Here is a 14,614-nt window from a genome sequence, read left to right on the forward strand (position 1 = left end):
TGGCGCATGACGGCCGACCTCGCCCGCATCATCCATTTCGCCGACCGCGACGGCGTGATTCGCGATGTACCGCAGCGCCGTTTATTCAGCCTGATCGACGGGGTCATCGCAGGAGAGGGAGAGGGCCCCTTGGCGCCCCGGGCCCGCCTGGCCGGCGTTATGGTGATGAGTGAGAATCTATTGGCGGCTGATCTCGCGGCAACCCGCCTCATGGGGTTCGACCCGCGCAAAATCAAGCAGTTCTCCATCATGGGAGGAACCGCCGATTACGGAGTTCGCAAGCTCGAAGACCTCGAGCTTTATGTTAGCGGCCGCCAAATTCCCGCCAAAATATTCTTTTCGCGAGAGTGGAACTGCCCGATACCGCCATTTGAGCCACATCCCGGATGGATCGGCCACATCGAGCTGGCCCGTCAGTCCTCGGGGGCCACGATTTCATGAAAACCGTCGCTCTGCTGGCCGGAGCGCGGCCGAACTACATGAAAATCTTCCCCATTTGGCGAGAAATTCACGCCAATCGGCGGGAGCGATGGATCCCTCTGATTATCCACACTGGCCAGCATTATGACCCCATCATGAACGATGTTTTCTTTGCCGATCTCGGCCTGCCGCAGCCGGACCATTATCTCGGGATCGGATCCGCTCCGCATGGCGCACAAACGGGCAGGACCATGATCGCGCTCGAAGAACTTTTCATGCGCGAACGGCCCGACTGGCTGGTTGTCGTCGGCGACGTAAATTCCACGCTAGCCGGCGCGCTCGTCGCGGCGAAAATGCGGATTCCGCTTGCGCACGTGGAGGCGGGCCTGCGCAGTTTCGACCGCTCGATGCCGGAAGAAATCAACCGTCTCGTGACCGATGCCGTCAGCGACCTTCTCTTCACCCACAGCCCCGAGGCCGATGAAAACCTGCTCCGAGAGGGCATTCCGCCGGAGAAAATCATCCGAGTCGGCAACGTGATGATTGATTCGCTGGTTTTGCTGATCGAGAAAGCGGCCGACTCGCCCATTTTGGGCAAGCTGGGCTTGTTGCCGGGCCGGTACATCCTCGTCACGTTGCACCGCCCATCAAATGTGGACGATCCCGGACAACTTCGCCTGCTTATGAGCGCCCTGGATCAGACGGCTCGCCAGATGCCTGTCGTCATGCCTCTTCACCCCCGAACCCGGCGAATGCTGGATCGGATTGAATTCCGTCCCGCCACGGATGACTTCTTTTTGATCGACGCGCTGGGCTATCTGGATTTCTTGAGGCTCGAGTCAGCTGCGGCGCTCGTCGTCACCGACTCGGGCGGCGTTCAGGAGGAGACGACCTTCCTCGGAGTTCCCTGCCTGACCGTGCGCCCCAACACCGAGCGACCAATCACAATCAGTCGTGGAACCAATGAGCTGTATGAACCCGCGCGCGAACCGCTGGAACACGCCATACGCCGCGCCCTTGAGAGGCCCCGATTCCGGCCGAACATCGAGGGCTGGGACGGCCGAACCGCCGGCCGTATCATGGATGTTCTGGATCAGATAGCATGAGGCAGGTTCTGCTCAACAAGCGGACAGGTGCCGTGGAGGTTGTGGATGTGCCGGATCCCGTTCGGCGGCCGGGTCACCTCGCCGTGGCCGTACGAGCATCCGTCATTAGTGCGGGGACCGAGTCTGCGCTGAGATCGTCCTCGGGCCGTTCGCTCCTCGGCCGGATCGCCGAGCGACCCGAGTTGATCAAGAAGGGACTAGAACTATTGCGCGACCGCGGGCTTCATGCGCTGCAGACGCACATCGAATCCAAAACCTCGGGATATGAGGTGCTCGGCTATTCGTGTGCCGGCGTGGTCGAGGAAGGCGATCCCGCCGCGCCGGACCTGCCGCCCGGCACCCGAATCGCATGCGGGGGCGTTGGCTACGCTATGCACGCTGAGCGCGTGGTCGTGCCGCGCCTTCTGTGCGTGCGGGTTCCTGAGGGCGTTGACGATGAAGCGGCGGCCTACACGGTGATCGGCGCCATCGCCCTTCAGGGAATCCGTCAGGCAGGCGCCGCCGTCGGCGAGAATGTCGCCGTCATTGGCCTGGGCCTGATCGGGCTTTTTGCTGTGCAGTTGTTACGTGCGGCCGGGTGTCGAGTGCTTGGCATCGACCCTTCGCCCCGGGCGAGGGAAAGGGCGCGCGATCAAGGTTGCCTGGCCGTGGCGGATCTGCCGGACGCGATCGCTGCAGCGGCGGAATTGACGAACGGCGTCGGTGTGGACGCCGCGCTCATCTGCGCGTCGGCGCCGGACAGCAGTCCTGTCGCTCTGGCGGGCGAGCTGGCGCGTTCGCGGGGGCGAGTTGTCATGGTGGGCGCCACAGGCATGGAAATCCCTCGTGAGCTTTATTTCCGCAAGGAACTAAGCTTCCTAATGTCTCGTTCGTACGGCCCCGGCCGGTACGATGCGTCGTATGAGGAACAGGGCATCGATTACCCGATCGATTATGTGCGCTTCACGGAGCAGCGAAACATGCAGGCGGTGCTCGAACTGGCGGCCGCTGGCGCGATTCACCCCGGACGGCTGACCACACATCGTTTCCCGCTGCAGGATGCCCCCGCTGCGTATGCCCTGCTGCAGGACCGAGACGCGGACCGCGTCGGCATTGTGCTCACCTACGCAAGTCGCCCTGCCCGGCCGGCTGCGCGGATCGAGCGCACGTCCGCGCCTCGTGCGAACGAAGGAACGCTAAACGTTTCGTTTGCAGGCGCTGGCGGTTATGCAACCGGCGTTCTTCTCCCGTTGCTTCAGCGTCAGAACGGCATATCACTCCGCGGTGTCGCAGCGCTCCGGCCAGACCACGCGGTCGCGGCGGCCAACCGGTTCGGATTCGGCTTCTCGACGGGAGATGCTCGGGAAATTATCGGCGATCCCGCGACGCATGTGGTTTTCATCGCAACGCGCCACGACACGCATGCGGAGCTTGCCGCCGCCGCGCTACAGGCGGGTAAACACGTGTGGTGCGAAAAGCCCCTCGCGCTTGACGCGGCGGGCTGCGAACAAGTCGAAAACGCGCTCCGGTCCAGCGGCGGGGTTTTTGCGGTCGGATTCAACCGCCGATTCAGCCCTCTCGCGCGCATGCTCCGCGAGGCGAGGGACCGCGAAGGCGGGCCGGTCTTCATATCGATTCGCGTCAACGCGGGAAGGCTCCCGCCCAGCCATTGGACGCAGGATCCCCAAATCGGCGGCGGCCGGTTGCTCGGCGAAGGGTGCCATTTCTTTGATTTGCTCTGTTTTCTGGCCGACGCTCGTCCGGTGCGCGTATTCACGGAAGCCATCCGGAGCCCGCGAATCGATTTGCCTGCGCATTCGAATTTTGCGTCGACGGTATCGTTTCGCGACGGCTCAATCGGTGTCGTCGTTTATTCCGCGGACGGATCCCCCCGTCTCTCGAAGGAGCGAGTCGAGATGTATATCGGCGGCAGAGCAGCCGTATTGGACGATTTCAATACGCTAACGATCCACGAGCCGAACCGTGATCGCGTCGAACGGTTGTCCGCCCAGGATAAGGGTCAGCGCGCCATGCTCGACGCCTTTTTTGCGGCGATCCGCGGCAAACAGACCTTTCCACAGTCTCCTGAGTCGATCCTAATCAGCTCCCGGCTGACCCTTGCCGCGCAAGATAGTCTGAACGCCGGAAAGCCGGTTGATATTGCCGATTAAGGTATCGACTGATTTCAACACGTTCGACTCGACTCAAGTTTCAGAGCGCCGACGTAGGGGAAGCATGCCGATTAATTACTTTTTGTCCTATCTAGCCTCGAAATGCGGATACGTAATCAAACGCCGCCATCCCGCCGGACTCCGCGCCAACCGCAGCACGAATTTGTCGCAGCCGGTTACCCGCAACGTTCTGATGCAGCGAATTCACGGGCAGGACATCTACGAGGGATTTGACTTCGAAGCCTATGCTTTCGATCCGACGGGCTGGGGCAGTGATTCGGCAGCGTTCGCAAAAATTCTGGGTAGATATCGCCTGCGCTTCGTCGTGTAAGTGGGCTCGTGGAAGGGGGGCTCGGCCATCACCATAGCTGGCTAATGCGAAAACACGGCGGCGAGGTGATCCTTTGCATCGACGCCTGGTTGGGAGCGCTTGAATTCTGGGAAAATCAGAATGTTCCAACGCGCTTTGAAGCACTGAATTGTCGGAACGGCTATCCCTAAAGTGTATTATCAGTCCCTCGCGAACATCTGCCATGCGGGCCTTCAGGACATGATCGTTCCGTTCCCGCTCCATTCGTCATCCGCCGCGATGTGGCTGCTGAGGCAGGGTCTGCAGGCGGATGCCGCCTACATCGACGGAAGCCATGAGGAGGAGGACGTGATTCGGGACCTGATCGACTATTTCGAAATTCTTAAGCCCGGCGGCGTGATCTTTGGTGATGACTGTAGCTGGACGGGCGTCCGCACAGCGGTTCGGCGTTTTGCCGAAGAGGCAGGTCGCGACATTTCCCTCGTCCACGACAAGTGGGTGATCACAAAATAGGGATCATTCGCACGGATCGCGCTTCGGTGACCCGAAGCCATTAACGTCCGGAAAATTGCGCTTGCTCCGAGGGTTTAGAGATATAATCTGCAGAATTCCGTGAACCTCAAATGGCGCAACAGGTTGAGTTCCTTAGTAGTGCGAACCGCTCGCTTCCTCGGTCCGCCGATTCGCGACGCTTACACGGGTGAGGTCATCGGGCGCGGCCTCGTGGTGGGTTTCGGCAACCGGATCTGGGTTATTGGCGTAAAGGAAAACCTCCTTCCCGTTTTCCTCCCACAGACGCGGCTGACATATTGGCGCCAGTGCCTCGGATTTACCCGGCATCCGCCGGTCGACTTCCCCCGTGAACGCCGTTCTTAGCATAGTGCTCACCCATCTCGGCGGGGAGCGAGGCCGCCCGTGGCTCTCTTGGCGACGCGCCGTATGCCCGACGGAGGATCTGCTGGTTCTCTTTAGAGGGCCTGCCGATCAGGCCGGCACGTTAGGACATGATCCCTGTCTGCCAGTGCCCGAATTCAGAATCAATACACGAGACCACCAGCGTGAACGGCAGTCATTTGTGCCCATTTGGTCCCTTGTTTCGAACTGGATAAAAGGCAGGTCCTACACCCACGTTTTGTTTATGGAATATGACCACCTCCCGCTGGTCCCCGATTTGGTGGACCGATGGGCGGGATATCTGGCCGGGCGCGGCGCCGACGTGGCGGGCTTCGCAGTCGCCCGTGTGGATGGAACGAATAATCCACATGCGCTGTACCATGACGTGGACCACCAGTTTACTCGCTTCCTAGAAACTATCAGTTGCCGCGCGGACAAGCGTGTGGTGCTGAGCATGTTAGGGACTGGATCGCTCTGGACCCGGGAGGCCTTTGATGCCGTGGCGGCGGTCGCCGAGCCGTTTCCGGTCTATCTCGAGCTGTGGTTCGCAACGGTGGCGCACCATCTCGGCTTTCGCGTGGTTGACATGCCGCCGGAGCAAAAGAGGTGGGTCCGAAGCCAGGGTGAATTTTCGAAACGAATCAGGGAGGCTCGGGAGGCCGGCGCGTGGTCGATCCACCCGGTCAAGTGTCCTCCCGACCTCGCGCTCGCGCCGGCAGCAGCTCAACCCCGGTGAGCGGTCTCGATTTGTCGAAGGCCGTCGATCAAATATTGCACGCCAGCGAGGGTCGTGAAGAACGCCGCCGCGGCCACGCCGATGGAAAAGTAATCCGCCGGCGCCTGCGACAGGACCCAGAGCACGATCACCATCTGCAACACCGTGGCAACCTTGCCCGTCCAACGGGGCTGTACGTGAACCGCTCCGGCCAGGTGGCGGACAAGAAAGTAACCGCCGACGGCCAGGACATCTCGGCTGATCACGAGCCCGGTGTACCATACCGGAATGTGGGGAGTGAGCGGCTCGAGGTCAGGGCGGGTTAGCAGCACTAACGCGGACAGCAACAGGGCCTTGTCGGCCAACGGATCCAGCAAACGACCGAGCGGAGACACTTCATTCCGGGATCGGGCCAAATAGCCATCAAGTGCATCGGTGCCCGCCACGATGGCAAAAACGACCAGAGCCCACCACCGGTACGGCGAATCCTCCGCTCCCTGCTCGAGGGCGACCAAGTGATAGATCACCAGCACGGCGAAGGCCGGAATGCCGAGAATCCGCAACAAAGTAACCCGGGTGGCCAGCGTAAGGCCGCGAATCTTTGGCAGGCGAGCCATGACGTCAGCGCGTGTGGACCTCCACCGTGACGTGCAGAGGGCACTTCAAAGCGTTCGAAACCGGGCAGTATTTTTCCGCAATCCGAATGAGTTGCTCGGCTCTAGCCGGATCTACCCCGAGGTCGACCTCGAGGATGACGTGGGCGCGAATTTCCGTAAACCGCAGGCCGTCTGCCGTTTTCGCCATCTGTCCAGTCGCCCGGCTCGAATAAGCCTTAATCTCAATCTTCTGGCGCTTGGCCACACTCAGGGCTGTCAGCATCAAGCAGGATTCCACCGATGCCACAAGCATCAGCTCAGGATTCCATTTGTCGGATTTTCCGCCAAACTCCGGCGGCGAGCTGATCGCCCAATCGGGGCGACCCAAGGCCCGCTCGGTGCCTGTTTCATCGGCGTTCCACACCAACGAGGTCTCATACGTCCACATGTTCGGCTCCTAGAATCTCTGCTACTATGGCAACGATACCCACCAGGCGGAAGCGAAAGCCTCAGAGACCCGATGTGCTGGTTGTCGAGCTGTCTTTGCCCCTATAAAAGGAGTAAAAGTAAGCTTTCCAATGCGAAATCCAAGGCTTACCGGCCTATTTTTGCGGCCAACTTATGATTCGGAGCGCCCGGCATATCGGCGTAACCGTTCACGGATGAGAGCGCTGAAATCGCAAAGAACTCGTTCGACAAATGCCAGCAAATCGATGCCGCTGTCCCTCACAAGGGGCGTAAGGTCGATGGCAAACCAGATCGCTTCCGCGGAGTCGGGCTGGTGCGAGTCGAGGAATGTCGCATTGGCCCGGGCCCTACCCAAGGCCGCGAGATCGTACCGTTTGCCCGCGGCAATCTGAGAGTCAAAGACGCGGACTAGGGACTGAAACAAATCCTCGCCGCCACTCAAGTCCAGGGCGACTTTCCATTCCGTCGGCAGCCAGTCCAGACCACGCCAGACCTCGCAGCCTAGCACCCGCGCCGGTCGGCGGTCGGCCGGCAGGGCCCGCAGCGCATCCATCGTGGCCGCGAAGACTGCAAGATGCGTTTCGTGCCTGTCCATGGGATTGTGCATATAAACCGTTTGAGGGCGCATTCGGCCGAGAAGGGCCAATAAGTCCGCCCGCAGGGCGGAGCCTCCGGCCCCTTTGACCTCCTCGCTCGGGTGCGATAACATCGCGAGCAGACCATAATCCCCGAGTTGGGCTGCCGCGATCTGCTCCTCGCGACGGATCCGTTTCATGTCCGCGTTGCTAAAACCGGCGCTAGACCCGCTGCGCGGGCTCCCAGCGCCATCGGTGCAGACGATCCCCGCAAAGCGCCGGTCGGTTCGCCTGTAACACTCACGGATCCCGTGAAACGCCATGATTTCGAGGTCGTCCGGATGCGCGCCGATGCCCACATGGGTAATAAGCGGGAAAACCTCGTCTGCCGGACGGCCGCTGGGGATGAAAAGATGTGCGTCAGGTTGGGAGAAATCAATCGGTGAGCTCACGGAGGGCTTGAACAATATTCAGTATAGTTTAGCCCGCGAACTGGAAGCCAGCCCGATTTGTGATCCAGCCAGTTAATCCATAGGTTCTTCGCGCCAGTACAGCGGCGTGATCTGCCCCTCGCTGACTTGCAAAACGGCCCAGATGCCCGCGCGCACACCCTGAACCTCGCCAATGGAGACCAAGCGGACGAATTTGGTATCGCGGACAGTTAGCCATTTGGCGATCTCAGGCTTCATTCCCGCAACCTGGTTGAGGTCTTTGATTCCGTCGTCGAGGGTGCCTTCCTTTCCATCCAGGCCGAGGCGGAGTCGTTTGATGTCCTCTAAAACAAGTTCGTCCATTTCGCAGATGGCAAGCAGCTCCTCATCGCCGGCGTCGTTGACGTCGATTTTGCCCTCCCCCCAGACCGTCAGTTTCTGGGCCACGCCCAGCATAGGCGGATCGTCCGGGTTGGGGTTGGGTCCGCCGTAGACGATTGCATCGGTCCAGCCTTTGATGAGGCGCAACTCGTCGACGGTTTCGAGAGGGGCATTTTTGACCTTGTATCCGCGCTCCTTGTAAAACGAATCGTCAGATTCCGCGCCGTTGACGCGGTGGAGATCGTCCGCGTCGATCCAGTCGATCAGGCAATCGATCAGCTCGTCATACAACTCGGGCGGCACTTCCGCCTGGTCCAGTAATTCTTCGAGAATACACCGGGCGCTCTCGTCGGTCGCCGCCTGCATCGCGAGGACGTTGATATTCCAGCGGCGGGGCTCAGGCAGGATCGACAGGTTAAAATGCCCTTCGCCGAGCTCGTGCTTGTGGCCGGTGAAGCCCATTCCAAGGTGCTGAAACCGATGAGCGAGCGCGATCATCTCCGGGTCGTCGCTGGAATTGACGCGCAATTCCCCCGTGTCGAGCATTTCTACATGTTTGGTCATCAGGACCTTTGCCCATTCGACCCCCGCCTGCGCCAGATACTGTGCCTTGGTCCGCTTGCGGATGTGCGAGGCGATCTCCGCCTCGATGCGCATATCGAAGGCCATCGAAATCACCAGCAGGGCCAGCACCATGAGGGTCCAGAGCGCAACGATGAGCACCGAGCCTTCGGTCGCGGCTCGGTCGCGACCCGGACCGGTTTGGGAAGGCGCCATCATCGTCCGCTCGTGATTCTTGTGCGCTCACGAGGCTCTTCGCGCGACGAATTGGCATTCTGCTGCGGTTGGCCGCCGGCGTCCTGCCGGGCATCGGGGTCGCCGCCCTCCGCCCCCGGCTGGCCGGTCGCGACCGGCGTAGTGCCGAGCGTGACGGGGCCGAGCGGAATCTGCACAAGCCGCGCGATCTTCATCGGCGGCTCATACCGTTCCAGAGGCGTCATGTAGAGGGTGACCTCCACGAGACCGGGAATTTTGTTCGTATCCTCCCATTCGTCCTCCCAGCGCTCTTCCTCCGGATTCCAGATGCGCACATCAAGCCCCTGCACGCGTGATGAGACGGACCAAGCCTCCGCGTCGCGTGGCTCGAGCGACTCGGCAAGGTGGGGGAAAGCCCGCACGGTGAAGGCTTCGACGCCATCCTCGTTCGGCTCGATGCCCACCATGATCCTCCGTAGGCCAAGCGCGAGGGGAGAATCGGGCGGTATGAAGGCCGTGCCCGAGGTGACCCAGCTCACGACGTCCCGGTCGCCGCGGTTCTCCAACCAGAACCCGTAGCGGTCCGGGCGCAGCGGAAAATAGGCGGCCGACCGCAGCGCCGAGACAAGCTGATCGATCACAAAGTCGCCGTGCCGTACATTGTCCGCGACCTGCATGCTGCGACGCCAGGCCCGCGTGATCGCGGCAAAACTCTGCCAGACGATCGCGATCGCGACCGCTGCCACGGCAAGGGCGACCAGAAGCTCAACCAGGGTGAAGCCCGATCGGCCCCTCGGCAGCGTGCGGAAACCGGTACGTCGCAACTCAATTTCTCTTGGGCCAATGTACATAGGTGACGACCGTTTCGGAATTTTCCCGCCCCCGTTCGGACCAATAAATTGTGGTTGTTACGCGCCAGAGGCCGTCCTTCTCGTCGCCCACGGTCTCCACCTCGCGGCGCCACCGATAGCTGCTGTACTCTCCAGAGAAGGCCCCTTCACCCGCAGCGTCTTCAATCTCCTCTTCCAACCAGATCGGCTTCTCTACTTCGACCCGCCCGAATAGCTCGCGGCAGGTCTCAAGGTTCCGCACCTTTCGGGCCACGGCGACGCAACGGGAGGCCGCCGAAATAAGGAATACCAGGCCCGTTCCGAGGATCACGACGGCCATCAGGACCTCGATGAGGCTCAAGCCATCCCGGCTGCCGAACCGAAAGAAGCGGCGAATTCCCCCACGAAAGCGCGTGAGATTCATAGAAACTCGACCTTTGCGTCGCCGCTTAACCCGTCGACGCGCAGCCGCGCGCGCTTGCCGAGTTTATCTACCAGCTCAATCTCGAAGCCCTCCGCCATGCCGTTTGGAAAATAATTTACCCAGTAAATGTCCTGGAGCGACCGGGCTCCGGTTCGGGTGGTAAACGACGCGATGGAAATGTCCGCGGGCAGCGATTTTCGCAATTCGCTGCGGATGGCGGGTGCCACCTCCGATTTTCCATCTTTTCCGTCTTCTCCCGCAACGGGGGTGTTTACGAAGTTGTCGCGCGCGGCCAGCGCTCTCCGGTCGGCGAACGATACGACCTCGATCTGGCCGGACGCCTTGTCGAACAGGATGGCCATATACTGCTGGCGCAGGACCGACATGCTTCGAGCGTATTTGGCCGACATGACGATGTGACGGGCGGCCGTCCGTAACTGAGATCCCTGGAAACTGCGGGCAAACAGCGGTACGGCGATGCCCGCCGCAATCAGCGCGATCGCTACGACCAGTAGCAGCTCGATGAGGGTAAATGCCGCGCGGCCGCCAGCAGGAACGCTGCCCTGCTTCGACCGCCTCAGCGAGCGGTCGGCCGCCCTTTCGGCGCCACGTCCCGATGAGCCGAACTCAACCGCTATTTCTTCGCGGTGTCCCAATTGGTGATGTCGTCCGCGCTGTCGACGCCGTCAGGGCCCAGCGACTTCAGGTCGAAAGAACCCGGATTGTTATTGCCCGGGTACACATACACGTAATCATTGCCCCACGGATCCTTGGGCATGCCCTTCTCCAGGTATGGGCCCCGCCATTGTCCGCCGGCCCCGCCGGGGTTTTGGATCAGCGCCTGCAGAGAGTTCGGGAAAGTCCCCATGTCGAGCTCGTACAGGCGCAGGGCCGTGCTGATGTTTTCAATGCCCGCTCGAGCGGCGGAAATCTGGGATTGTCGCACGCGGCCGCCCAGGCGCGGTACGGCCACGCCCACCAGAATTCCGATGATCACCACGACCAGAAGAACTTCAATGAGTGTGAACCCCGCGCGCGACGCCGAACGACTCAATAACCATCTTTTCATGCGATCCCTCCGAATACCCATAGATTGGACATCACAAGATTTACAAACGTTGGACTCATTTGGGAACGTTTTTCCGCGTTTGGAAATCCGTTGACCCGGAGGTCATTTCACATTGAGCCCGCTGGTGAGGTCGAAAACCGCCATTAGCATACTGACGGCCACAAATCCGACAAGAACGGCCATGATGACAATCATCAGCGGCTCAAGGATCGTCGTGAACACCTTGACGTTCCGGTCCAGCTCGTCGTCATAGCGGCGCGCGATGTGGCTGAGAGCTCCCGGCATGTCACCCGACTGCTCGCCAACGGCAAGCATGTCGGTCAATAGAGGCGGGAACACCTTTCCCGCGGCCAGCGGGCCGGAAATGGTGGACCCGTCCGTGACGCGCTCCCGCGCCTGCCGGATCTGTTCGGCGATGATGCGATTCCCAATGCTGTCCTGAACGATGGCGAGCGCCTGCAGGACTGGCACGCCGTTCTGAAGCAGCGCGCCGAGGGTACGCGCAAACTGCGCGTAGGCGTTCGCGGTGACGATCCGCTTGAATACGGGCAGACGGAGCTGAAGGGCGTGCCACCAGCGTTCGCCATCTGGCGTCTGGATGTACCGCCGGAGGGCCCAGACGCCGACGCCGATCAGGATCAACAACAGCCATCCCCATTTCAGCAGGAACGCGCTCGTCCCGATCAAAATCCGGGTGGGGAGAGGCAGCGTGCTGCCCAGCTCCTCGAAAATCGTGGAAAATCGCGGCACGACAAAGACCATCGTGAAGACCATGGTCAGCAGTCCCACGCCCAGCACGAAGGCTGGGTAGACGAGAGCCATGGCCACCTTCTCGCGCGCGGTCTGCACCCGCTCATAATGGGCGCTCACCCGCTCCAGCGCCTCCGCCAGCTTGCCGCTTGCTTCGCCCGTGCGAACCATATTGATGTAGAGAGACGAAAATGTTTCGGGCCACTGGGCGAGCGCGTCGGACAGACTGGCGCCCCGGATGATTTCGTCCCGAAGCGCCGCGATGATTCGATCCTGGCCCTTTCCGGTCTGGCGCTGGCTGAGCGTATGCAGCGCGTTGCCGAGGGTCATGCCCGAGGCGAGTAGATCGCTCAATTCCCGGGTGAACAGGAGTGTTTCGCGCAGATTCATCCGGGGCCGTGCATCCCGGCGAATGACGAGGCGCGGCCGCGTGGCGTGCGACGCGGATACGGCCCCGGCCTGTGGGCGCTTCTTGTCGGCCGGCGACTGTTTCGGAGCTGGCGGAGCGGCAGGCGCGCCCGAAGCCTCCTGAACGGAAATCGGCGCCAGACCCTGACGTTCAAGCTGGATCAGGGCCGCTCGGCGGTCTGTCGCCTCGATGACGCCCGAGGTTCGCTCGCCTGCAATGGACCGCGCTGTGTAGGCAAATTTGGGCATGGACAGTCAGAGTCGGCAGCCGCACCCGACCGCCGAGCCGCGAAACGGCCATTCGGCCCCCTGCTGGGCGGGGAGCTGCCTACGACTCCGAAAGGGCTTCATCTTCCTCGGTGACGCGCAAGACCTCTTCGATCGTCGTGATGCCCTTCAGCACTTTCGTCCACCCGTCCTCCCGCAGGGTGCGCATCCCGCGTCGGATCGCCTCCTGCTTGATCGCGTTGGAGGAGGCCCGGCTGACAATCAAGGGCCGGATGTGGTCGTTGACGACCAGAATTTCATAGATGCCGGTCCGTCCTCTGAAGCCTGTCCCGCGGCACTCCTCGCACCCGACCGCCTCCATGATCTGGCCCTCCTTCAGCCGCTCCATCGGAAAGTTGATGCTGCGGAGAAATTTCTCGTCGTAGTGCCAGGGCCGCTTGCAATGCGTGCAGAGGCGCCGTACCAGCCGTTGGGCGACCAGACCCTCTACGGACGACGCAATCAGGAACGGTTCGATACCCATGTCCGTCAGGCGGGTGACCGCACCCGCGGAATCGTTGGTGTGCAGCGTGCTGAAGACCAAATGCCCTGTCAGCGCCGCTCGGATGGCGATTTCCGCGGTCTCCTTGTCTCGGATTTCGCCGACCATAATCACATCGGGGTCCTGGCGCAGGATGTGGCGAAGTCCGACCGCAAAGGTGAGTCCGATCTCCGGCTTGACCTGAATCTGGTTGACACCTGGCATCTCATATTCGATCGGGTCCTCGATCGTGAGGATCCGCAAATCCACCGAATTGATCGTGTGCAGCCAAGCGTAAAGCGACGTAGATTTGCCCGAGCCCGTCGGGCCGGTGACCAACAGGATCCCGTGCGGCTTGTTGATCAGTTTGAGCAGAATTTGCGAATCGCGTTCTTCCAGCCCGAGTTTGTCCATTCCTAGTAGCCCGCTGGATCTCATGAGCAGCCGGAGACTGACGCTCTCACCATATACGGTCGGCATCGTGGACACGCGGACGTCGATCTCCTCGCCGTGGATCCGCAGACTGATGCGGCCGTCCTGCGGCAGCCGCTTCTCCGCGATGTCCATGTTCGCCATCACCTTGATGCGGGAGATGATCGACGCCTGGAACCGCTTCAGTTGCGGCGGGACCGGCGTCTGGTGCAAGACCCCGTCCACGCGATAGCGGATTCGCAGATCGGTTTCTTGTGGCTCGAGATGGATATCGGTCGCACGGTCCTTGTAGGCTTCCCAGATGATCTGGTTGACGAATTTGACGACCGACGCCTCTTGATCCAGCTCGCTGAGATCCTGTTTGGAAAAATCCTCCTCGGCCGCCACCTCGATCCGGTTGTCGGCCATCATCTTGTCAAGCGTCTCAGCCCCCACGCCATAGAGCCGCTTCGCCGCCTTGTCGATATCCGCCGAGGTGCTTAGCGCAAGCCGGATCCGGTAGCCGGACGCCAGGCGAAGCGCGTCGATCAATCCCGGCGCGAATGGGTCCGATGTAGCGACGCGCAACGCCCCATTCTCCATCGCCAGCGGAAGCACATTGTACTGAAAGACAGCCTTGGTCGGTAGTTTGTCGAGCACCGACTTATCAATAGTTACCTCGTGGGGCCGTATGAATGGCAAAGCCATCGCAGTCGCCAAAGACCGGAGGAACTGGTCTTCCCGGGCATAGCCCAGCTCCACCACGAGTTCCGTGAGAGAACGGTCGGTTTGCCGCCGGCGCGCGAGAAGTTCCTCCACCTGCGCGGGCTGGAACAACCCCGTCTTTTCCAGAAGCTGGGCAAGGTGCGAAGGCAACGAAGCCGTCGTCATCAAATTCATAACCTATGTCGCCGCCCTCTTGCGGTCAAACGCCAACCGGTTTCCTTCACCGGCGGCGTAACCCGTTCGCCCACCAATTGCAAATAAACTGGCGGGTCAAGATATCATCTGTCCACGATCTTGGAACGTCGGCTTCCGCCCCGACCATACGCACCGGCGCCGGTGGAACGGCGCCCTCCATTCCCGTTGGAAGGCCGACTTTCATGTCGGCCGCAAATAGAATTCACGACGGCGCGGGTGGAACCGGCTCCATAATATGGAGGGACGCCTTC

General features: G+C 61.2%; 17 protein-coding genes. 6 read left to right on the plus strand and 11 right to left on the minus strand.

Annotated features, from left to right (window positions below; all coding sequences use genetic code 11):
- The 5 genes from NZ740_10305 to NZ740_10325 all read left to right on the plus strand — a co-directional run.
- The coding region (locus NZ740_10305) for a DUF362 domain-containing protein (GenBank protein MCS6772394.1) at positions 1-441 on the plus strand (441 nt) is incomplete at its 5' end.
- Positions 438-1,526, plus strand: a complete 1,089-nt coding sequence (gene wecB / locus NZ740_10310) for a UDP-N-acetylglucosamine 2-epimerase (non-hydrolyzing) (GenBank protein ID MCS6772395.1) — start codon at positions 438-440, stop codon at positions 1,524-1,526. The genes NZ740_10305 and wecB, both read left to right, overlap by 4 nt.
- Positions 1,523-3,676, plus strand: coding sequence for a bi-domain-containing oxidoreductase (locus NZ740_10315; GenBank protein ID MCS6772396.1), 2,154 nt, complete (start codon positions 1,523-1,525; stop codon positions 3,674-3,676). Before wecB ends, NZ740_10315 begins: the two co-directional genes overlap by 4 nt.
- A gap of 64 nt (positions 3,677-3,740) precedes the next feature.
- Complete coding sequence (locus tag NZ740_10320; protein MCS6772397.1) at positions 3,741-4,007, plus strand: hypothetical protein; 267 nt, start codon at positions 3,741-3,743, stop codon at positions 4,005-4,007.
- 171 nt (positions 4,008-4,178) lie between these two features.
- Entirely contained in the window at positions 4,179-4,499 is a 321-nt protein-coding gene (locus NZ740_10325; GenBank protein MCS6772398.1) for a class I SAM-dependent methyltransferase, read from the plus strand.
- 132 nt (positions 4,500-4,631) lie between these two features.
- Here the strand turns inward: NZ740_10325 and NZ740_10330 are convergent, their stop codons facing one another.
- Positions 4,632-4,826, minus strand: coding sequence for a hypothetical protein (locus tag NZ740_10330; protein ID MCS6772399.1), 195 nt, complete (start codon positions 4,824-4,826; stop codon positions 4,632-4,634).
- Positions 4,827-4,845: 19 nt separating this feature from the next.
- On the opposite strand from NZ740_10330, the gene NZ740_10335 reads away from it, so the two are divergent.
- Complete coding sequence (locus NZ740_10335) at positions 4,846-5,616, plus strand: hypothetical protein (protein MCS6772400.1); 771 nt, start codon at positions 4,846-4,848, stop codon at positions 5,614-5,616.
- On the opposite strand, the gene NZ740_10340 is transcribed toward NZ740_10335, so the two are convergent.
- From NZ740_10340 to NZ740_10385, 10 genes are all read right to left on the minus strand, one after another.
- Entirely contained in the window at positions 5,604-6,212 is a 609-nt protein-coding gene (locus tag NZ740_10340; protein MCS6772401.1) for a CDP-alcohol phosphatidyltransferase family protein, read from the minus strand. The two genes, NZ740_10335 and NZ740_10340, sit on opposite strands and share 13 nt — an antisense overlap.
- 4 nt (positions 6,213-6,216) lie before the next feature.
- Positions 6,217-6,639, minus strand: coding sequence for an OsmC family protein (locus tag NZ740_10345; protein MCS6772402.1), 423 nt, complete (start codon positions 6,637-6,639; stop codon positions 6,217-6,219).
- Between the two features lie 171 nt (positions 6,640-6,810).
- The gene (locus tag NZ740_10350) at positions 6,811-7,686 is read right to left on the minus strand and encodes a PIG-L family deacetylase (protein MCS6772403.1); all 876 of its coding nucleotides are present in this window, start codon (positions 7,684-7,686) and stop codon (positions 6,811-6,813) included.
- 72 nt (positions 7,687-7,758) lie between these two features.
- Positions 7,759-8,826: a type II secretion system protein GspK gene (locus NZ740_10355; GenBank protein MCS6772404.1), complete on the minus strand. Its 1,068-nt coding sequence runs from the start codon at positions 8,824-8,826 to the stop codon at positions 7,759-7,761.
- A complete protein-coding gene (locus tag NZ740_10360) occupies positions 8,823-9,626 on the minus strand; it encodes a prepilin-type N-terminal cleavage/methylation domain-containing protein (GenBank protein MCS6772405.1) in 804 nt (267 codons plus the stop codon). The genes NZ740_10355 and NZ740_10360 overlap by 4 nt, the downstream gene beginning before the upstream one ends.
- 1 nt (position 9,627) lies before the next feature.
- A complete protein-coding gene (locus NZ740_10365; protein MCS6772406.1) occupies positions 9,628-10,056 on the minus strand; it encodes a prepilin-type N-terminal cleavage/methylation domain-containing protein in 429 nt (142 codons plus the stop codon).
- Complete coding sequence (locus NZ740_10370) at positions 10,053-10,712, minus strand: prepilin-type N-terminal cleavage/methylation domain-containing protein (GenBank protein ID MCS6772407.1); 660 nt, start codon at positions 10,710-10,712, stop codon at positions 10,053-10,055. Before NZ740_10370 ends, NZ740_10365 begins: the two co-directional genes overlap by 4 nt.
- Positions 10,691-11,125 (minus strand): type II secretion system major pseudopilin GspG, encoded by a 435-nt coding sequence (gene gspG, locus NZ740_10375; protein ID MCS6772408.1) that lies wholly within the window; start codon positions 11,123-11,125, stop codon positions 10,691-10,693. The genes NZ740_10370 and gspG overlap by 22 nt, the downstream gene beginning before the upstream one ends.
- A gap of 102 nt (positions 11,126-11,227) precedes the next feature.
- The gene (locus NZ740_10380) at positions 11,228-12,532 is read right to left on the minus strand and encodes a type II secretion system F family protein (GenBank protein MCS6772409.1); all 1,305 of its coding nucleotides are present in this window, start codon (positions 12,530-12,532) and stop codon (positions 11,228-11,230) included.
- 79 nt (positions 12,533-12,611) lie between these two features.
- The gene (locus tag NZ740_10385; GenBank protein MCS6772410.1) at positions 12,612-14,342 is read right to left on the minus strand and encodes a GspE/PulE family protein; all 1,731 of its coding nucleotides are present in this window, start codon (positions 14,340-14,342) and stop codon (positions 12,612-12,614) included.
- Between the last annotated feature and the right edge of the window lie 272 nt (positions 14,343-14,614).

The organism is Kiritimatiellia bacterium (assembly GCA_025054615.1).
Lineage (GTDB): Bacteria > Verrucomicrobiota > Kiritimatiellia > CAIVKH01 > CAIVKH01 > JANWZO01.